The organism is Pseudomonas sp. FW215-R2 (assembly GCF_058789255.1).
Map to the genome: position 1 here is coordinate 97,255 of NZ_JBYTBO010000007.1, position 21,285 is coordinate 118,539.

The 21,285-nt window shown below is 62.5% G+C and carries 9 protein-coding genes (1 of these 9 only partly in view); 4 read left to right on the plus strand and 5 right to left on the minus strand.

Features of this window, described 5'->3' with window-relative positions:
- The 3 genes from AC3WRD_RS12010 to AC3WRD_RS12020 all read left to right on the plus strand — a co-directional run.
- Window positions 1-3,735, plus strand: partial view of a non-ribosomal peptide synthetase gene (locus AC3WRD_RS12010; RefSeq protein WP_102621952.1) — the final stretch only. Its footprint begins 9,771 nt before the window's first position; the window shows 3,735 of its 13,506 coding nt (coding positions 9,772-13,506); its start codon lies beyond the left edge, outside the window; the stop codon is at window positions 3,733-3,735.
- Window positions 3,732-6,944: a non-ribosomal peptide synthetase gene (locus AC3WRD_RS12015; protein WP_102621953.1), complete on the plus strand. Its 3,213-nt coding sequence runs from the start codon at window positions 3,732-3,734 to the stop codon at window positions 6,942-6,944. The genes AC3WRD_RS12010 and AC3WRD_RS12015 overlap by 4 nt, the downstream gene beginning before the upstream one ends.
- A 346-nt stretch (window positions 6,945-7,290) precedes the next feature.
- The gene (locus AC3WRD_RS12020) at window positions 7,291-9,771 is read left to right on the plus strand and encodes a TonB-dependent siderophore receptor (RefSeq protein WP_102621954.1); all 2,481 of its coding nucleotides are present in this window, start codon (window positions 7,291-7,293) and stop codon (window positions 9,769-9,771) included.
- Between the two features lie 165 nt (window positions 9,772-9,936).
- On the opposite strand, the gene AC3WRD_RS12025 is transcribed toward AC3WRD_RS12020, so the two are convergent.
- The 5 genes from AC3WRD_RS12025 to pvdM all read right to left on the minus strand — a co-directional run bounded on the left by AC3WRD_RS12025 (window position 9,937) and on the right by pvdM (window position 19,482).
- On the minus strand, window positions 9,937-14,088 hold the full coding sequence (locus AC3WRD_RS12025; RefSeq protein WP_102621955.1) for a non-ribosomal peptide synthetase: 4,152 nt from the start codon (window positions 14,086-14,088) through the stop codon (window positions 9,937-9,939).
- A 35-nt stretch (window positions 14,089-14,123) separates the two neighbouring features.
- On the minus strand, window positions 14,124-15,782 hold the full coding sequence (locus tag AC3WRD_RS12030; RefSeq protein WP_102621956.1) for a cyclic peptide export ABC transporter: 1,659 nt from the start codon (window positions 15,780-15,782) through the stop codon (window positions 14,124-14,126).
- 89 nt (window positions 15,783-15,871) lie between these two features.
- Complete coding sequence (gene pvdO, locus AC3WRD_RS12035) at window positions 15,872-16,780, minus strand: dihydropyoverdine dehydrogenase (protein WP_096821156.1); 909 nt, start codon at window positions 16,778-16,780, stop codon at window positions 15,872-15,874.
- Between the two features lie 39 nt (window positions 16,781-16,819).
- Window positions 16,820-18,115 carry a pyoverdine-tailoring periplasmic protein PvdN gene (pvdN, locus tag AC3WRD_RS12040; RefSeq protein WP_102621957.1) on the minus strand — a complete coding sequence of 432 codons (1,296 nt, stop codon included), beginning with the start codon at window positions 18,113-18,115 and terminating at the stop codon, window positions 16,820-16,822.
- The gene (pvdM, locus tag AC3WRD_RS12045; protein WP_102621958.1) at window positions 18,112-19,482 is read right to left on the minus strand and encodes a pyoverdine-tailoring dipeptidase-like protein PvdM; all 1,371 of its coding nucleotides are present in this window, start codon (window positions 19,480-19,482) and stop codon (window positions 18,112-18,114) included. The genes pvdN and pvdM overlap by 4 nt, the downstream gene beginning before the upstream one ends.
- Before the next feature lie 184 nt (window positions 19,483-19,666).
- Between pvdM and pvdP the strand changes: the two genes are divergently transcribed.
- Complete coding sequence (gene pvdP / locus AC3WRD_RS12050; protein ID WP_102621959.1) at window positions 19,667-21,277, plus strand: pyoverdine maturation tyrosinase PvdP; 1,611 nt, start codon at window positions 19,667-19,669, stop codon at window positions 21,275-21,277.
- Window positions 21,278-21,285 lie beyond the last annotated feature (8 nt).

A 21,285-nucleotide genomic window follows, 5' to 3' on the forward strand; every position in this document is an offset into this window, starting at 1 on the left:
GATCGGGTGCTGCAATTTGCCACGTTCAACTTCGACAGTTTTGTCGAGCAGGTCTACCCGGCGCTGATCTGCGGCGCGGCGGTGGTGTTGCGCGGCAACGAGGTGTGGGACAGCGAAACCCTGTATCAGCAAATTATCGACCGGGACATCAGCATCGCCGACCTGACCACGGCCTACTGGAACGTGGTGGTGCAGGACTTCGCCGACCACGGCCCGCGCGACTATGGCCGTCTGCGCCAGATGGTGGTGGGCGGTGAAACCATGCCGCCGCAAGGCATCGCAGCGTATCAGCGAGCAGGGCTTGAGCAGGTGCAACTGATCAACGCCTATGGCCCGACTGAAGCGACAGTCACCAGCACCGTGCTCGACTGCGTCGACTACGTGCAGGGCGGACAGCCGCTGCCGGCGGCATTGCCGATCGGTCACGGTCTGGCGGGGCGCACGATCCATATCCTCGACAGCGCCGGGCAGCCGGTGCCGCAAGGTGTGGTGGGCGAGTTGCTGATCGGTGGCGAGCTGTTGGCGCGGGGTTATTTCCAGCGTCCTGACCTGACGGCCGATCGCTTCCTGCCTGACCCGTTCAGCACGGTGGGCGGGCGGCTGTATCGCACCGGCGATCTGGCGCGGGTCAATGCTGACGGTTTGATCGAATACGTCGGGCGTCTCGATCATCAGGTCAAGGTGCGTGGTTTCCGCATTGAACTGGGCGAGATCGAAACGTGCTTGCTGCGTCTGGACGGTGTGCGTCAGGCGCTGGTGCTGGCACAGCCGGGGGCGGGTGGTCAGCAACTGGTGGCTTACGTCGTGCCGCACGACGAATCACTGGCCAGCAACGCTGATGCAGCGCTGCTTCAAACACTGCGCGACGGGCTGAAAAGCAGCCTGCCGGACTACATGCAACCAAGCCATGTCCTGCTGCTGGCGCAATTACCAATCGGCCCGAGCGGCAAGCTGGATCGCAAGGCCTTGCCACTGCCGGACAGTCAGGTGTCGAGCGAAGATTTCGTCGCGCCACAGGGCCAGTTGGAGCAACAGATTGCTCAGGTCTGGCAGGACGTGCTGGAGCGCGAGCAGATCGGGCGCAACGCGCATTTCTTCGAGGCCGGCGGTCATTCGTTGCTGGCGACCCAGGCCGTCTCGCGGTTGCGCAAGGTCACCGGTCTGACGCTGAGCCTGCGCGATCTGTTCGGTGCGCCGGTGCTCAAGGATCTGGCGGCGGTCATGCAGGCCAATGTCGGGGCCGAGCTGGCGGCGTTCGATTCACGTCAGGTCGAGCTCAAGGCGCACGGCGCCAAGCGCAGCGCGCCGTTGTCGCTGGTGCAGCGCCGCTTGTGGATCGCCGAGCAATTGTCCGGTGGCACGTCCGCCTATGGCATGCCGATGGCGTTGCGTTTGCGCGGTGACTTGTCGGTGCAGCGCCTGCTGGCGAGTTTTGCCGAGGTGGTGCGTCGCCATGAGGTGTTGCGCACGGCCTATGTGCAGGACGACGAAGGCGATCCGATTGCCGTGATCGTCGATGAGGTCGAGCTGGATTTCCCGCTGATCGATCTGTCCGGCCTGTCGCGCAGCGATCAGGAAGAACAGGTGGCGCAAGCCGTCCTCGACAACGCCAACACGCCGATCGACATGGAGCAGGCGCCGCTGTTGCGCGGACGCATCCTGCACCTGAGCCCGGGCGAGCACGTGTTGCTGTATTCGATGCACCACATCATTTCCGATGGTTGGTCGATGGGTGTGTTGATCAACGAGCTGGTGGAAATCTACGACCGCGCCAGCGCCGGCGAACCGCATGCCTTGCCGGCCCTCGCCGTGCAGTATTCGGACTTTGCCCTGTGGCAACAGGCGCTGGAACAACAGGGCGTGCTCGGGCAGCAGGCGACGTTCTGGAAAGAACAACTGGCGGGCTACAACGGCCAGCTCAATCTGCCGCTGGACAACCCGCGCGGTGCGACGCCGTCCTACGCTGGCGACGCGGTGCAGTTTGCCCTCGGTGCGCAGTTGAGTCGCGACGTCCGGGCGCTGGCCTCACGGGCCGGTGTCACGCTGTACAGCACGTTGCTGGCGTCGTTCCAGGTATTGCTGCACCGGGTCAGTGAAGGCGCCGACGTGTTGGTCGGTGCCGACGTGGCCGGGCGTGAGCGGGCGGAGCTGGAGCGCTTGATCGGCTTCTTCGTCAACGTGTTGCCGCTGCGTTCGCGGTTTGCGAGTGAGGCCTCGTTCAGCGGCTTCCTGACGCAGACCCAGGACACGCTGCTGCAAGCGCTGGAGCACCAGGACCTGCCGTTCGACATGATCGTCGATGCGTCGGGCGTGCCCCGTCACAAGGGCATGAACCCGCTGGTGCAGGTGCTGTTCGTGATGAACAACCTGCCGGGCCGCACCCAGGCCATGGGCGGTTTGAACGTCGAAGCGCTGCCGTCGCTGGAGACCCATTCTAAATTCGACATGGCATTGTTCGTTGACGAAGAAGAAGGGCAATTGCTGGGTAATTGGCAATTCGCCACAAGCTTGTTCGGACATGAGCGCATTCAGTACCTGGTCAAGGCCTGGATAGCCCTGTTGGAACAGATCGTCGCTGATCAGGACATTCAATTGGGAGCTATCAGCATGCCAGTCGACAATTTAGCAGCGGCCACCCGGCCGTCTGCCCCCGGACCCAAGGCCGACAAACTGGGCAAATTCCTCAAGCGCGGCGCCGCCCCGGTGGCCAAGGCACGCCCGGCGCCGGTGCGTGAATCGTTGATGGCGGCGCCACAACCGTTCCCGCTGCTGGTGGAACCGAACGAGCCGCAACTGGACCTGATCGAGTGGATCAAGAACAACCGGCCGCTGATCGAGGCGAAGCTCGCTACTCACGCCGGTATTCTGTTCCGCGGTTTTGAGCTCGACGGCATTCAGGGCTTTGAAGCCTTCGCCGAAGCGATCCAGCCCGGCTTGTACGGCCAGTACGGCGATCTGCCGAAGAAAGAGGGCGGCAAGAACACCTACCGCTCCACGCCGTACCCGGAACGCAAAATGATTCTGTTCCACAACGAGAGCTCCCATCAGGACCGCTGGCCGCGCAAGCAGATGTTCTATTGCGAAGTGGCGGCCCCGGTTGGCGGCGCGACGCCGGTGGTGGATTGCCGCTTGATGTACGAAAAACTGCCGGCGGATCTGCGCGACAAGTTCGAGGAAAAAGGCCTGCTGTATGTGCGCACCTTCACCGACAAACTGGACGTGTCGTGGCAGCACTTCTTCAAGACCGAAGACCGTGCCGAAGTCGAGGCCCGTTGCCGGGCCGGCGGTATCGAATGGCGCTGGCTGGACAACGACGAACTGCAAACCCGCACCCCGGGCCCGGCGATCATTCGCCACCCGGTGACCGGTGCGAAATCGTTCTTCAACCAGGTGCAACTGCACCACATCTACTGGCTGGAGCCGGATGTGCGTGAAGACCTGTTGTCGATGTTCGGTCTGGAGCGCATGCCGCGCCATGTTTACTACGGGGACGGCACGCCGATCGAAGACGAAGTGATGCAGCGCATCGGCGAGCTCTACGAAGCGTGCGCCGTGCGGTTCGACTGGCAGAAGGGCGACGCCATTCTGCTCGACAACATGTTGGTGGCGCATGCCCGCGATCCGTTCGAAGGTCCGCGCAAGATTGTCGTGGCCATGGGTGACATGTTCGACCACAGCGACTTGCAAGGCGCCCGTGGCGAGCCGGTTCGCGCAACCGAAGGAACAGAGGCATGAACGAGGTGGTGATGGAACAACAGGACGTGGGGCAGGCGTTGACCCCCGAGCAACAGATGCTCTGCGATCAACTGCCCGGCGCTGCATGCTGGGCCGATGCCGCACGTTTCCTGCGCATCGATATCGCCGGCGAGCTCGACGTGGCGCGCCTGCAAGCGGCCTTCGACCAGGTGCTGGCACAGCAACCGATGTTGCTGGCCCGGCTGGCCAAGGCCCCGGGTTTTCATGGTCTGCGCCAGTTCACCGACGTCGCCGAGCGCTTTCCGCTGACGGTGCAAAACGCACCGGCCAGCGAAGCGGAGATTCAGGCGCAATTGACCGAATGGGCGCAGCGCGCCTTTGTGCCCGGCGAGTCAGCCGGTGTGCAAGCGGTGTTGTACGCGCTGCCCGAACAGCGTTGGACGCTGCTGCTGGGCGCGGCCCGTCACAGTCTGGATGACAATGCACTGACGCTGGTCTATCAGCAGTTGCTGCGTGCGTATGAACAGCGTGAATGGCCTGAGGACGAAGAGGCGGGCGAGTTCGGTCAGTACCTGGAATGGCGCAGCGAAGTGATCCTCGATGAGGATGCCGCGACCGCCCGGGCGTATTGGCAGGCACAACTCAATGGCGTCGATGCGACCCTGTCGACGCCTTGGCTGGCGGCGCGCGAATCCACGGTGTCGGGCGCTGATTCGGCGAGCCTCAGCAAGCCACTCGACGCTTCATTGGTCGCGGGGCTTGAACGTCTGGCGCAGACCGTTACACAACCGGTTGCAGTGCTGATGCAAAGTGCCTGGTGGTTGCTGCTGGCGCGTTTGAGCGGTCGCGATGAAGTGCTGATGGGTTGGCGCCACGATGGTCGTGAAGACTATGAGTATTTCTCTGGCGCAATCGGCGTGTTCGAGAAAACCCTGCCGCTGAATCTGCCTGTGGATGCCGAACAGTCATTCACGCAATGGCTGCCGACAGTCGCCGCGCGCCTGGAAGAACATCGGCTCTGGCAGGAATACTGGGCCCCTGAACTGCAACCTGCGGCTGCGCGCCCGGCCTATGGTTTTGCGTTGCATCGTCAGGCACAGCCGGTGGCGATCGGCGCGACTCGCTGCACAGCGCAACGGGTGGAGACCGGGCGTGGTGGCGTATTCGAGTTGCTGCTGCAAGTGCAGTTGAACGCGGAAAACGTGGCCAGCGCGGTGGCGCTTGAATATGCCGCGCAGTGCTACAGCGTGGCGTCCATGCAGGTGCTGCTGGATCAATACGTCACGCTGCTGGGTCAGCTCGTGGCCGACGCATACGCGCCGTTGAATGCGATCAGCTTGCTGACCGAGGCCGAGCGTCAGCGCTTGCTGTCGATCAATCCGTCGGCGCGATCCTGGGCTGACATCTCTTTGCTGCCACAACGCATCGCTGAATGGGCGCAGTCCACGCCAGAGGCGCTGGCACTGACCGATGAGACCGGCAGCCTGAATTACGCGCAGTTGCAGGCGCAGGTCGAGCGACTGGCGGCGGGGTTGCATGCCGAGGGTGTGGGCCGTGATTCGATCGTCGCGCTGGCTTTGCCGCGTTCGGCGGCGCTGGTGGTGGCGATGCTCGCGATCTGGCGAGTGGGCGCAGCGTATCTGCCGCTGGATCGCCAATGGCCGCTGGCCCGTCAGCAACTGATGCTCGAACAAGCGCGTGCCGGCCTGTTGTTGACCGATGCCGCGCAGATCGCTGAATGGCACGACAGCGTGCTGCCGGTGCGTTCAATCGATCAATTGCTGGAAGCGGGTTCTGCAACGGCTCCGGCTCATGAAACCCAGGGCAGCGATCTCGCCTACGTGCTGTTCACTTCGGGTTCTACCGGCATGCCGAAAGGCGTGTTGATCGAACACCGTCATCTGCTCAACTACACCGCCAGTGTCAGCACGGCACTGGGGCTGGACGGTCACCGGCACTTCGGTCTGACCTCCACGGTGGCGGCGGATCTGGGCAACACCACGTTGTTCGGCGCGCTGTTCAACGGGGCGGCGCTGCACGTGGCCAGCGATGAACAGATGCAAGACGCACAGGCATTCGCCGGCTACCTGCAAGAGCATGCCGTCGACTGCCTGAAAATCGTCCCGTCGCATCTGGCTGCGCTGCTCGACAGCGACACGCCGCGTTTGCCGCGAACTCTGGTGCTGGGCGGAGAGGCGATTGCCGCACCGCTGATCCAGCGCATCGTGCAGGTGCGTGGCGATTGCCAGGTGTTCAACCACTACGGCCCGACCGAAACCACGGTCGGCGTGATGGTGCACAAGGTTGCGCCGGGGCAGGGCGCCGGTCTGCTGAGCCAGGTGCTCGACAACAATCAGGTGTACGTGCTCGACGCGCAGCTGCGATTGGCGCCGGTCGGTGTCGTCGGCGAGTTGTATGTCGGCGGTGCGCAGCTGTTTCACGGCTACGTCAATGTCGACGCCGAGGCGGGATTGTTGATCGACAACCCGTTCATCGACGGCGAACGCCTGTATCGCACCGGCGATCTTGCGCGCTACTCGCCTGAAGGCGCGATTGTCCTGCACGGACGGCGCGATCATCAGATCAAGGTGCGCGGTTTCCGCATCGAGCTGACGGAAGTCGAGGCGCAATTGCTGCGCCTGCCATCCGTGCAGGAAGCGGTGGTGATTGCCGGGGACAGCCCTGAGCAAGGCTTGCAGGCGTTTGTCGTGGCGCGTGAATCGCTGGCGGCGGACAGCCTGCCTGAGCAACTGGCGCAGCAACTGCCGGCGGTGATGGTGCCGCAGCAGATTCGCTTCATCGAGCGCCTGCCACGGCTGGCCAACGGCAAGATCGACCGCAAGGCCTTGCAGCAACTGGCCGATCAAGGTGTCGACGACGATTACGTCGCGCCGCGAGACGCCCTCGAAACCTTGCTGGCCGGGCGCATGGCGCAGTTGCTCGGGCAGGATCGCCTGAGCATCGAACGCGATTTTTTTGCCGCCGGTGGTCATTCGTTGCTGGTGATCAAACTGGTCGCGGGTATTCGCAAGCTGTTGCAGTGCGAAATCCACCCGGGTGTGGTCTTCGACCATCCGACCGTGGCCGGGCTTGCGCAAGCCTTGCGTGGCCAGGAAGCGAGTCCCGGGCAACTGGACAAACTGGCTCAGGCGCGGGTGCGTCTTGAGTCCATGAGCCCCGAGGAAAAAGCCCTGCTGACCGAAAAGGCCCGGCAGTTGCAAGCCGCCAAGGTGGCCCAGGACGTTTAACTGTCCGCCCAGGAAAAACCGTCGCCTCAGTGCGACGGTTTTTTTTAATTTATTTCACAAATGATAAACAAACGCATTCCGGTTTTTTCGGTCTGCACCGTCTTACTAACGTAAGCGCGTGAAATGACTCGAAAAAGGGCCTTTTCAGTCAGGTTTTCACGCGGCAACAAACGGATTTCTTACGCAACCCATGACCGGCTCGCGCCACTGCGCGGGCGACTGCTGCCCGGGGAGGGGCCAGTCGATCGATTCACATGATTGAACGATCCCGGAGCGCGGGTATGCATTTCGAGGGGCGCTCGGCGGCCCGCAGGCTTTTCCACTTCGACCAATAATAGAGAGCACAATGTCCGCAATTCACGAATTGAAACCCCTGTTCAAGGCCCTGGTGATTTCCCGAACGTTGCGCTCGCGCTCTGTACTGGCGGGGATGGGCATGGCGTGCCTGCTGCCGCTCAGTGCTCAGGTCCAGGCCGAAGACAAAGCCTTCAATATCGCGGCACAGTCCCTGCCACAGGCGCTGCAAGCGTTTGGCGAGCAGAGCAACATGCAGGTCATCTACAGCGCCGATGATCTGGCGGGCCTCAAGAGCTTTGCAGTCAAAGGCAACATGACCCCGGAGTCGGCCATCGGCCAGCTCCTGCGCGGCACCGATGTGCGTTTCACCGTGGAAGGCAACACCCTGATGCTGGTGCGCAGTGGCAGCGCCAAAGGTCTGGAACTGGGTGCCACCACGATCAACGCCACCGCGCTGGGCACCACCACCGAAGGCACCAATTCCTATACCACCGGTGCCGTGACCATCGGCAAGGGCCAGCAGAAACTCAAGGACATCCCGCAGTCGGTCAGCGTCCTGACCCGCAAGCGCATGGATGACCAGAACATCAGCAACCTGACCCAGGCCGTCGAAGCCACCACCGGCCTGACCGCGCTGAAGTCGCCAGGCCCGGGCATCTTCATTTACTCCCGTGGTTTCGACATCGAAGCGATCCAGTACGACGGCGTGCCGATCCCGCGCAACGTGTATGCGCTGGGCAGCTACATCACCGAAAACATGGCGATCTACGACCGCATGGAAGTGATCCGTGGCGCGGCCGGTCTGCTGCAAGGCGCGAACAGCCCGGGCGGCGCGATCAACATGGTGCGCAAACGCGGCCAGGCTGAACCGACCGTGACCCTCACTGCCAAGGCGGGTAGTTGGGATCGTTATGGCTCCCAGGCTGACGTCGGTGGTCCGCTGAACGATGCCGGCACCATCCGTGGTCGTGCAGTGGTCAACTATGAAAAAGACCACTCGTTTACCGACTACGCCTGGAACTGGGAACAGACCGTGTACGGCGCCCTGGATTTCGACCTGGACGAAGACACCGTGCTCGGCATCGGTTTCAGCAACAAGAAGAGCCACGGCCGTCCATACCTGCTGGGCCTGCCGCGCTACGCCGACGCGAGCAACATCAACCTGCCGCGCTCGACCTACACCGGTGCAACCTGGAACCGTTCGATGAACGACCAGACCGCGGTGTACGCCGACCTTGAACACCACTTCAACGACAGCTGGAAAATCAAGGCCTCGGCCATCGCCATGAACGAGTCCAACGAGGCGACTTATCAGTTCGTTGCCGGCGTGGTTCCGGTGGGCGGCAGCACCGGCCCACGTTTCTCCGATTACTCGACTGACTTCGCCAACAAGAACCGTGCGTTCGACATCTACCTCGACGGTCAGTTTGAAGGCTTCGGCTTAAAGCAAGGTCTGACCGTGGGTGCCAACTACTCCAAGTTCACCAGCGATGATAAATACGCTCGCCAGTTCACGCCGGGCGTAGACATTTTCGACATTGATCACAACCGTCCGCAGCAGTCGTTCGACATGATCGCCGACAACGCCAACCTGGCCGTGAGCACTTACGATGTTCGCCAGAAAGGCCTCTACGGCAGTTACAGAATCAACCTGACCGATCCGCTGACCCTGATCCTCGGCGCGCGTACCAGCTGGTATGACTTCTCCTTCGACCAGGACAACTACTTCGCCCGCGAACTGCAGGAAGGCGGCGAGAAGAACTCGATCAAGAGCACCGGCCGTGTGACGCCTTACGTCGGCATGGTGTATGCGCTGAACGAACAGTGGTCGGCCTACGGCAGCGTTGCCGAAGTGTTCATTCCGCAAACCCAGCTGACCAAAGAGAAGACCGCGCTCAAGCCGATCGAAGGCACCAACTACGAGCTGGGTATCAAGGGCGAGCTGATGGATGGCCGCTTCAACACGTCCCTGGCGTTGTTCCGCTACATCCAGAAAAACCGCGCCGTGTCTGACCTGACCACCGACATCGAAGGGCCGGAGGCCTGCAACGGCTGGTACTGCTCGACAGCGTCGGGCAAGGTTCGCAGCCAGGGTCTGGAAGCGGAAATCGCCGGCGAACTGTTCGATGGCATGCAGATTTCCAGCGGCTATACCTACAACACCACCAAGTTCCTCGAAGACACCGACCTCAAGGGCAAGCGTTTCGCCACCGGTACGCCGATGCACATGTTCCGCCTGTGGGGCGACTACACCCTGCCGGGTGACTTCCACAAAGTCAGCGTCGGTGCCGGTGTGAATGCCCAGAGCAGCACGGTCAGCTTCGACCGCAGCTTCGATCTGCCAGGCTTTGCCATTTGGGGTTCGCGCGTTGCCTACCAGGCTACCGACGAGGTCAACCTGGCCGTCAACCTGAACAACATGTTCGACAAGCGCTACATCATTCCGGCCTTCGCCCAGATCAACAGCAACAGCTACTACGGCGACCCGCGTAACGTGATGTTCAGCGTGACGTACAAGCCGCAGTTCTGATCCATCGGTAATACCCGAACCCGGTCTGCCATTGCAGGCCGGGTTTTTTATTGCCCGGAAGAAATCGACGGCGCCTGGCTTCAGCGACGGATGCCTGAAAAAGCGCCCAAAGAAAAACCCCGTCAATCAAGGATTGACGGGGTTTTTGGGTCTTGCGCAGAGGGCTCAGCGCACTCGACTGTTACTCAGGAACGTATCGATCAGGGGTTCGAGCAATTCATCCTGGAAGATCATGCTGCGGTGTTCCAGTGGTGACAGCAGCGAGCAGTTCAGTTCGCCCGACAGGCTGTAGCGCTGGATCAACGCCTGGCTGAAGGACAGTTCTTCAGCCGTCTTTTCAGGCACCGCCCACCAGCAACTCGGTTTGACCCGCAGTGGCTTGAAGGTAAAGGCGTCGAAGGCTTCCACCAGACGCTCATGCACCGAGAACGCCTGGGCATTCATGACTTCACTCTTGATGTTCTGCACGGTGGCCAGCAAGTCACCTTGCCCCGGCTCGACCTGACCGGCCGCCCAGTCATAGAAGTCTTTGACGCTGCCATGCGGCGACGTTTGCAGGTAGGCGGTGGTGCGCAGTGCCAGGGTCGGGAACAGCAGGTTGAAGTAGTGCACGGCGTCGAGCACTTCTTCCGAGGTGACGCCGAGCGCTTCGTCGTCCGCTCGCTGGAAGCGTGGCAGGTCGGCAGGGAAGGCCGAAGCCGGCACGGTACCGTCAACCAGTCCCAGAAACGCCACTTCATGACCCTGAGACTCCAGTGTCGCGGCCACGTCCATGGCCAGTGGACCACCCAGCGACCAGCCCATCAGGTGATAAGGCCCCTGCGGCTGGGTGTCGACGATTTCACGGCTGTAGTCGGCGATCATCTCCGACCAGGTTTGCGCGTCGTTGTGTTGCTGCGAGAAGCCGCGATGCATCACGCCGTAGACTTTCGCCCGGTTGTTCAAGCGTTTGGCCAGAGGCTGATAGCAGAACACGATACCGCCGCTGGGGTGCAGGCAGAACAGTGCCGGTGCGTCGGCCGGTGCGTTGTTGAGTTCGACCACGCATTGCGCGGTTGCGAAATGCTGGCGGGCGACGAAAGCGGACAGTTCGGCGATGGTCGGGTGGGCCAGCAGCTCTTGCAGACGTACTTCGATGTCGAGCTGCGCCTTCAGTTGAGCGATCAACTGGATCGCAAGAATCGAATGGCCGCCCAACTCGAAAAAGTTGTCGGTCGTCCCCACGCGCTCGATGTTCAACGATTGCTGCCAAAGGCTGGCCAGCGCTTCTTCGAGCGGATTGCCCGGCGCCACGTAGGTTCGTTGCCAGAGGCTGGCATCCGGTTCCGGCAGGGCCTTGCGGTCGAGTTTGCCGTTGGCGTTCAACGGGAAGCGCTCAAGGAACAACAGGTGCGCAGGCACCATGTAATCGGGCAATTGCGCCCGCAGAGCAGCGATCAGGGTGTCGCGCAGTTCCGTCGAATCCGGTGCGATGACGTAGGCCACCAATTGCAGGCCGCTCGGGCCGTCGTGGGTCAGCACCGCGCAATCCTGCACCTGCGGCTGATCGAGCAGACGCGCTTCGATCTCGCCCAGTTCGATGCGGAAACCACGGATTTTTACTTGATGGTCGATCCGTCCGACGTATTCGATGCTGCCGTCGTTGCAGTATTTCGCCAGGTCGCCGGTACGGTACAGACGCCCACCCGGAACGCTGTCGAACGGGTCGGGGATGAAACGCGTGGCGGTCAGGTCGGTGCGGTTCAGGTAACCCCGGGCCAGCCCGGCACGACCGATGTACAACTCGCCGGTGCAGCCTTTGGCGACCGGGTTGAGGCCTTCATCCAGCAGGTACCAGGACAGGTCGGCAATCGGCACGCCGATGGGGCTGGCGGACTCTGCATTCAGGTCGGCCAGCGATAGCGGCCGGTAGGTGACGTGAACGGTGGTTTCGGTGATGCCGTACATGTTGATCAGTTGCGGGGCCTGATCGCCGAAGCGTTCGAACCAGGGGCGCAGGCTTTTCACCTCGATCGCCTCACCGCCGAAAATCACGTAGCGCAGCTGCTGGGTCAACGGCTGGTCGGCTTCGCAGGCGACTTTCATCAGTTGTTTGAACGCCGACGGCGTCTGGTTCAGCACGCTGACTTTTTCCTCGCAGAGCAGCGTGTAGACGTCTTGCGGCGAACGGCTGACGGCGTGGGGCACGATTACCAGGCGACCGCCGTACAGCAGCGCGCCAAAGATCTCCCAGACCGAGAAGTCGAAGGCATAGGAATGGAACAGGCTCCAGACATCGTTCTGATCGAAGCCGAACCAACCAGTGGTGGCTTCGAACAGACGTACGACGTTGTGATGCGCGAGCAGGGCGCCCTTGGGTTTGCCGGTCGAACCGGAGGTATAGATCACGTACGCCAGATTGTCCGGCTGCACGGCCACGTCGGGGTTGTGCTCGGCGGCGTCGCTCAGGTTCGTGGCGTCGTCGAGCAGTACGCAGCGCACGTGGGCCGGCAATGGCAATTGTTCACGCAGATGGGACTGGGTCAGCACCCAGTCGATGCGGCTGTCTTCGATCATGTAGGCCAGGCGATCAGCCGGGTAGGCCGGGTCCAGTGGCACATAGGCGCCGCCGGCCTTGAGAATCGCCAGCAAGCCGATCAGCATCTGCGGCGAGCGCTCGGCGGCGATGCCCACCAGCACATCCGGGCCGACACCGTTGGCGATCAAACGGTGGGCCAGACGGTTGGCCTGGCGGTTGAGCTCGGCGTAACTGACCTGTTGTTCGCCGAAGGTCAGGGCGATGGCGGTGCCATTGCGCGCGACCTGCGCTTCGATCAACTGGTGCAGGCACAGCGACGGGGCGATTCGGGTCTGCTGCGGGTTCCATTCGGCGAGGGTCTGCCGATGCTCTTCGGCATCAAGCAACTGCAACTCGTCCAGGCGCAAATCGGGGCGGGCGATCAGTTGCAGCAGCAATTGCTGCCAGTGCCGGGCCAAGCGCTCGATGGTGGCGGGGGTGTAGAGGTCGCGGCTGTATTCGAACGTGGCTTGCAGGTTCTGCGGGCTGAAGTCGATGTCCAGCGACAGGTCGAACTTGGCCTGGCTTTCGCCGGCATCGAGAAATTGCAGGTTCAGCCCGCCCCATTCCACGGCCGCCGGCTCGCCGCCGCCCGTGCGCCAGTTGAACAACACCTGGAACAGCGGATTGAGCGAGGTCGCACTGCCGCGTTGCAGTTGATCGAACAGCAACTCCAGCGGGTAATCGGCGTGTTCCAGCGTCGCCAGCGAGTGCGCGCGCAAGGCTTGGAGAAAATCCCGCACTGGTTGCTGACCGTCGAGCGTCGCCTTGTACACCTGACTGCTGACAAAAAAGCCCACCAGTTCCTGGCTGTCACTGCGGTTGCGGCTGGCGTTGGGCACGCCGACGGTGAATTCGCGCTGCTGGCTGTAGCGGCCGAGCAGCAGTTGCCACGCGCCCATCGCCAGCACGAACGGGGTCAGGCCCTCGTGCTGGCAGAAACGGTTGAGGGCTTGCAGCGCTGTGGGCTCAAGGCTCAGGGAATGACGCCCGGCCAGGTGTTGCTGGCCTTCGGCGCGGGCATGATCGACCGGCAGCTCAAGCACCGGCAGTTCTCGACCCAGGTACTGGCGCCAGTAATGGTCGGCGCGCTTGCAGGCCACGCCGTCGAGGTACTCGCTGCGTTGCCACTGCGCGTAGTCGCTGTACTGGATCGGCAACTCGCTCAGTACCGGGCTGAGGCCGGCGCTGGCCTGCGCGTAGGCGCGCGCCAGATCCTGCATGAGGATCGCGTTGGACCAGGCGTCGGACACGATGTGGTGCATGTTCAGCAGCAACACGTGTTCACGCTCGGCGGTCTTGACCAGGGTGGTGCGGATCAGCGGTGCGCGGCTCAGGTCGAACGGTTGCAGCGCCTGGGTCTGGAGGCGTTGCTCCAGGTGCAGGCGACGGGTGTCCTCATCCAGCGAGGAAAGGTCCTGGCGCTTGAGGTTCAGGCGTATCTGGCGCTCGACCACCTGGGTCGGCACGCCGTCGATTTCGCGAAAGGCAGTGCGCAGGATGTCGTGGCGATCGATCACCGCGTTGAGTGCGGTTTCCAGCGCCTGCGGATCGAGGTCGCCGTCCAGGCGCAAGGCGCGCGGCAAGTTGTAGGCGGCATTCGCTGGTGCCTGTTGCTGCACCAGCCACAGACGCTGCTGGGCATACGACAGCGGCGCCCGATCGAGGCGCGCGCGGCGGGTGGCGACCGGGTCTGGCTCGACGGCGTCAGCATCGGCCAACAGCAGCGCCAGCAGGTCATCATCAAGAAGTTCGTTCATGGCTTTCTCTTAACACTCGACAGGGGCGGGCCGGTTCAGCAGACGGCTGCCGGGGCTTTTTCGCTGATGACCTGGCCGCCTTGCATGCGCACCAGTTGGTCGGCGACGTCGAAATAACGGTCGTCGTGGGAGATCACGATGATGGTCTTGCCCAGGTATTTGAGTTCTGGCAGCAGCTCGGTGTAGAAAATCCGCCGGAACACCGGGTCCTGATCCGCTGCCCATTCGTCGAACACCAGCACCGGACGTTCCTCCAGCCACGCGTTGAGCAGGGCCAGACGCTTGCGCTGGCCAGTGGACAGGTCGGTGGTGCTGAACGCGCCATCGCGAATGCTGACCTTGTGCGAAATCTCCAGGCGTTCGAGGTAGCGGTTGGCGTCCTCGGGCACTTGTTGATCGCCTTGCACCAGTTCGTCGAACAGGTAGTAGTCGGCAAAAATCGTGGTGAACAACTGACGGTAATCGTCACGGTTCTCGGCCACCACAGGCGCACCGTTGAGCAGGATTTCCCCGCCCTTTGGCGCATACAGCCCCAACAGCAATTTGATCAGGGTGGTTTTGCCGCCGCCGTTCTCGCCGACGATGAACACGATTTCACCCTGACGGATCGACAGATTGACCGGGCCGAGGGTGAACGGTTTGTTGTCGTCCACGGCGGCGAAGGCGTAGTGAACGTCACGCAGTTCCAGATGCTCGACCACCGGTTTGGCGCTGGCGGTGTCGCTCAGCAGCAGGTGGGGTTCCGGGGAGGAAAACTGTTCCGCCAGATCGGCAATGCGTTTGAAGGCGATGTTGGCGCGACTGACCACCGGCAGGGTGGTCACCAGGTATTCCAGCGGGCCTTTCATGTACAGCAGTACCAGCACGAAACCGCTGAGCACCGCTTTGTCAGTGCCGAGCCAAAAGGATTGCAGGGCGAGTGCCAGCCCGATTACGACGAAGAACAGCATCGAGCCAAACGTCTTGGCGACCACGAAGGTGTTGATCGAACGGATGTGGGTGTTGCAGATGTAATCGGCGGTGCCTTCGATGCGCTGGCTGAACATGCGCTGGCGACGTGGGCGATGGATGCGCAGTTCCTTGGCGCCGGCCGCGATGGCGCTGTAGTGCTTTTGCAGTTCGTCTTCGGCTTCACGGGCGGCTTCGAAACCCTTGATGCCTTTGGCCCGGGCGACGTACTGCACGACGGTGCCGATGATGATCGCCACCAGCAGCAGCGCGAACATCGGCACCGAGAGGTAGGCCAGGTAACCCAGGCAACCGAGGGTGACGGTGAAGGCGATGGCCAGCGGCGCGAAGGAAAACGCGAAGTCGCTGACGGTGTCGACGTCGTGGGTCAGCACCGGGATCAGGCGATGGCTGCGGAAGCGTTCGATCTGTTCGATCGGTGCCAGCAGGACTTTTTCGCCAAGGGATTTTCGCAGTCCGGCAATGATGTGCTGGCCGACATGGTTGGTGCCGATGTCGGACAGGATCGAGCTCAACAGTGCCAGTGCACAGAGCCCGGCGAAACTGGCGAGCACGCCCAGCGACGGGCTGCCGTTGGCGTTCAGGGCGTCATTGATGGTCGCCAGCAACGCCGTGACGCTGAGGCCGCCGACCATGCCGAGCATGATCGAGATCATGACCACCAGCCAATAGGGCTTGAGCAGACTGAGAACTTCGCTGATGGCGCCACGGGATTTAGTGGTCATGGGGGGGATTCCGCTTTTGGAGGCCGCTGGGGGCGATGATTCGAGAAAAACCGGGAGGGCGTCGACCCGATGGCCGACGCCGGGGTGGATCAGAGGTCGCGGGCTACACGAAAGCCCAGCCAGTCGCCCCGCACTTTGGGGTAGACCGCGTTGCGGTTGCCGGAACGCGAGAACACCGGCGCTTCGCCCCAGTCATTGCCGCGGATGCGCTGGATGGTGCAGTCGCCGCTCCGCCACGCGCTGCCGTCACTCGGGGCACCGACGTAGTTTTCGTTGTAGCAGTCGGCCGTCCATTCGTAGACGTTGCCGTGCATGTCATAGACGCCGAAGGCGTTGGCCGGAAAGCTGCCGGCCGGTGCGGTGAAGTTGTAGCCATCGGCCGCGCCGTAGGTGTTGGCGTGTTTGGCGATGCTGTATTCCTTGCCCTCATCGAACGGGAACGGGAAGGGTCCGGTGCTGCCGGCACGCGCGGCGTATTCGCGCAGAGACTCACTGACCAGACGGTATTGCTTGCCGGTCTTTTTCGAGAGCCACGCCACATACGCGTTGACCTCGGCGAAGTCCATGCACACGGCCGGATGCCTGTCGGTGTACTGCTTGCGCGGGTCGCTGCCCGCATAATCCGGAATCCCGGCCTTGCACGCGCGGCCCTCACGATCATCACCGTCGGGCATCTGATAACCGGTGTCCTTGAGGTAGGCGTCCCACTGGCCCCGAAGGACCTGGAAGCGGCTGATGGCCAGCGGTTTGGCGAACGTCACCGGGTGCATCGGGCCTTCATCCGGTTCGCGGCCGACTTCGTCTTCCGGGGTGCCCATGGTGAACGTGCCGGTGGGCAGCACGACCATTTCCGGGCAGTCCTTGCAGTCTTTGAACACCTTGCCCGGCTGCAGCGGTTCAGCCGCCTGCGCCAGCCCCGGCAACAGGCTGGCGAGCAGGGCGGCCAGGGTCAGCGCGGGGAGCGACTTGATGGAAAAACTACGTAGCTCACTGTTCATCATTTCTCTCGATAACAGGTTTAAAGGAGTTCGCGGTGCTCAGATCTGGCTGACGAGCACGGTCATGAAACGGTCGATTTCTTGTTCGTTGTTCAACAGGCCCGGCGCGCTGCGAATGACCGGGCCGACGTCGCGGTCGACGGCATCGGCGATCACCTTGTTCTGCATCAGGTAGGCGGCGATCTTGTCGCAGTCCTTGCCCTTGACCCGGAAGAAGGTGAAACCGGCGGACAGTTCGGGGCTCAGCGGCGTGACCAGTTCGATCTGCGGGTGTTCCTGCAGGCGTTTTTTCAGGTAGCTGTTCAAGGCGTGAATGCGCGCCTGGACCTCGGCCTTGCCCAGTTGCAGGTGCAACTTGAACGCTTCGTTCAGGGCCCAGCGGTGCTCGAAGGCGTGGTAGCCGCCGGGGGTCATGGTGGTGGAAAACGCGGTGGCTTCGGAGAAGGTCGGAATGATCGGTGTGACGTACCTGACCTGATCAAAACGGCTGCAGACGATGCCGGTACCGCGCGGGCCGAACATCCACTTGTGGGTGCCGGCGATAAAGAAGTCGCAGTTCATCGCCGGGAAGCTCAGGTCGTCGACGCCGAAACCGTGCACGCCGTCCACCAGATAAATGATCCGGTTGTCGTCCGAACGGCCCTTGTTGTGCTTGTCGACCAACGCGCCGATTTCGGCGATCGGCAGTTTCACGCCGCTGCCCGAATGCACCCAGCACATGCCCAGCACGCGGGTTTCAGGGCGGATGTTGCTGTCGATGGCCGCGAGGATTTCGGCCTTGGTCGCCGTGTGCGGATCCTTGAACAGACGGATCTTGCGCACCTTGGTGCCTTCACGCTGCGTGCGCAGCGCGAGGATGGTGTGGGTGGCGTAGTGTTCGTGCTGAGTGGTGAGGATTTCCTGATCGGTACGCACATGGGCGCCGCCGTAAATCATCGCCAGGCCCTCGGTGGTGCTGCCGGTCAGGGCGATCTGTTTGGCGTCGACTTGCAGATAGCGCCCGGCCCAGACTCGCACCTCTTCCTCGCGCTGCTCGATCACGCCCAGGTCCCAGTCCATCGCCAGCCCTGGATTTTTGTCGAGGGCGGCGCGGTGCAGGGCGATGGCGTCACGCACCGGTTTGGGGTGCGAGGTGATCAGGAAGTTGGAGAAGTGCAGGCAGTCCGGGTCCTGCTCGAACAGCGTGCGCAATTGCGCCCACTTGTCCTGTGCCGGCGCTGCTGGCGCAACGTTCGCGGTGCTGGCGGGGCTGGCGCCCTGGGCGATGCCAGAGGCCAGCGGCAGGCCGGCGGCGAGAATTCCCGCCTGCTTGAGAAACGTACGACGATCACTCATGGCTTGATCTTGTCCTGCTGTGAAATCAGCGCAGGTCGGGCGGCTTTCTGCACCTGATCCCAGACCCGCAGGAAATTGCCGCCCCAGAGCTTGGCGATGTCGGCTTCGGAGTAGCCGCGCGAAATCAGTTCGGCGGTGACGTTAGGGATGTCGCCGACGTTCTCCCAGCCTTTGACGCCGCCGCCTTCGTTGAAGTCGGAGCTGATGCCGACGTGGTCGATGCCGATCTTGCGCACGGTGTAGTCGATGGCGTCGCCGTAGTCCTTGAGCGTGGCTTTGGGTTCTTCATCGAGGATCGCGTAGAGGCGGCTGGCGTACTGGCCGAACTTGGCCTCGGGCCACGCGGCGATGATCGGGTCGCCCGGCATCAGCGCCATCGCGAGGTTGGGCAGTGGCGGCAGGTCAAAGCTCTTGCGCAGTTCGTTGAGTTTGTCCTGGGTGGTCTGGGTCAGCGGGCGCAGGTACTGCGAGAAGCCCACCACCTGCACCACGCCGCCGCTGTTCTTGATCAGTTGCAGTTCTTTGTCGCTGAGGTTGCGGGGAATGTCGACCATCGCCCGTGGCGCCGAGTGCGAGGCCACCATCGGCGTGCGGCTCAGTTGTGCGACTTGCTCCAGGGCTTTGGTCGACATCTGCGACACGTCGATGATCACGCCCAGATCGTTGAGGCGCTTGACCGCTTGCTTGCCGATGTCGGAGAGACCGTCGAGCGCGTCCGGCGAATCATTGAAGAACGGCAGTGGCCGGGACGAGTCGGCCCAGTCGTTGTTGCCGATGTAGCTGAAACCGAACATGCGCATGCCGCGCGCGGTCCACAGGTCCAGCAGGTTCAGGTCGTGGCCCAGCGGGTAGGCGTTGAGCATGCTGATGAAAATCGCGAACTTGCCTTCGCCGTGCAGGCGCCGGAAATCATCGGGCGTGTAGGCGATCCCGACCTGATTGGGGAAGTCGCGGACCATGCCGGAGATGATCTTGTAGCGGATCTCCTGCTGGTTGCGCGCCTCTTCAACGAAACCCGCCGTGGGCTTGTGCGGCGCATTGGCGCCGTTCCACAGCTCCGGCCAGCCGAAAATCGTCAGTGCCGCACCGGACAATTGCCCGCGATTGGCCTTGATCAGGTCGAATTGCCCGGGCCCGTCCTTGTCGGCTTCATTGCCGTGGGTACCGAAGTCTTGGAGGACGGTGATGTGGCTGTCGAACGACAGCAGGTGCTGGTGCATCTCGCGGGCCTGGTCCATCACCTTGGCCGGATAGCCGGGATTGTCGTTGAGCCAGTAATCCCAGGCTGCGAAGCCTGCTGCGGCACTGATCGCCAGGGCCAGTGGCAGGCCAATGAAAAGAGCCTTTTTCGAACGTGGTTTTGTCATTGCCATCTCAGTCAGGTTCGCCGTCGAGGTACTGGCGCAGGGGCCATTGCTATCTGGAAAGAACGAGTGATTGGCAACGAAATTTAGTCGCATCGCCCTGTGGCGGGGGCGCCCTTAAATTTGTCGGGGCAGCGTACGTTCTAGCTTGGATAAAGCCTGCTTCATGGCTGACACAGGTAGGGCAATGAAGATTTCTCGACGATGGTTCATGGCAGGCCTGGCGCTGACTGGCGCTGCGGTGCCTGCGGCTTATTTTGGTCATCGTGAATGGACCAGACCGGACCCCACGATCACCCCCGGCGAGGCGTCGTTCGACGTGGCCGACATGGCCGGTCAGCGTTTGGCGAACAAGTTGCGCGGGGTCTGGGACATCCGTTTCGAGGGCCGCGACGCTGGTGTCGAAGGGCTGCCGGCAAACGGTCTGCAAGTGTTCCTCGACATCGGCCAGAAGGGGCGCGGTGTCTGCGGTTTTCTGGATACGCCCGAGCGTCTGCGCTCTGGCGAAACACCGCGTTACCGAATAATCGGTGATCTGGCCGAGGGCGACGCGGCGAAGTTGAGCTGGCGGCTGATCAGTGCCAACGGTCACATCGACTACGAACTGCAAATGATCCTCGACGAAGTCTGGGCCGATTTCGGCAACGCCGGCAGCGGCAGCCTCAGCGGTCGGGTGTCGCGTCTGGATCGGCCGTTGGCGCTGCCGATGCAGGACAACCGCTTCATTGCTGTCAAACATCTGTTCCCCGAAGCCCGGCAGCGCACGCCGCTGAATCCGACGCTGCTGGCGTGGCTGATCTCTCCCGAGCATCGGTTGTTTCACCAGGTCTGGCATGCGACGCGGGACAAGTGGCACACCCTGGCCGAAGACAAGCGCAACGCGTTGCGCGGTCTCGGCTGGCAGCCCGGCCCGCGTGACAACGAGCGCGATGCCCGTGGCGACCGCAAGGATCGCAACGGTTCGGGCGTCGACTTCTTCTTCATGCACCGGCACATGCTGGGCACGGCGCGTTCGATGCAGGATCTGCCGTCGTGGGAGTATTTCCCGCTGCCGCAACCCGAACTGATCCGCGACCGGGTCGGTTTCGCCCGCTACTTCGACAACCACGACGGCACGGCACTGCCGCCGACGTGGCTGGCCGATGGCGACAATGAGTACAGCCAGTGGGTCAGCGACCTGAAAACTGCCGAGACCTATGAAAGCAACTTTCAGGTCTGGGAGTCGCAGTACCGCGATCCGGCCTATCTGGCCAAGCTCACGTTGGGCCAGTTCGGTTCAGAAGTGGAGCTGGGGCTGCACGACTGGCTGCACATGCGCTGGGCCTCGGTGCCGCGCGATCCGTCCAACGGCCAACCGGTGCCGTTTGCCCGGGATCCGGCGGATTTCGCCGCACGCTGGTTTGCGGCGGAAAACGACTTCCTCGGCGATCCGTTTTCATCCCACGTCAACCCGGTGTTCTGGCATTTCCACGGCTGGATCGATGACCGCATCGAGGACTGGTTCCGCGCTCACGAGCGTTTCCATCCGGGCGAAGTCACGCGGCAAGTGGTCAACGGTGTGCAGTGGTTTGCGCCGGGGCGCTGGAACGAGGTCGCGGACCCGTGGCTGGGGCCGACCACCCACGGTTGCAGCACCACGCCGGGTTTGCAGGTGGGCAAGTCAGTGGAGATGGACCCCGAGACCATGAAGCTGGCGCTGCGCATCACTTTCATCGGCGACGAGAAGAAACTCGCTGCGCTGTTCCGCCGCGTGCCGCAACGGCCGTGGTATGCGCGTCATTTGAAAGCCAAGGTTTGAAGCAAAAG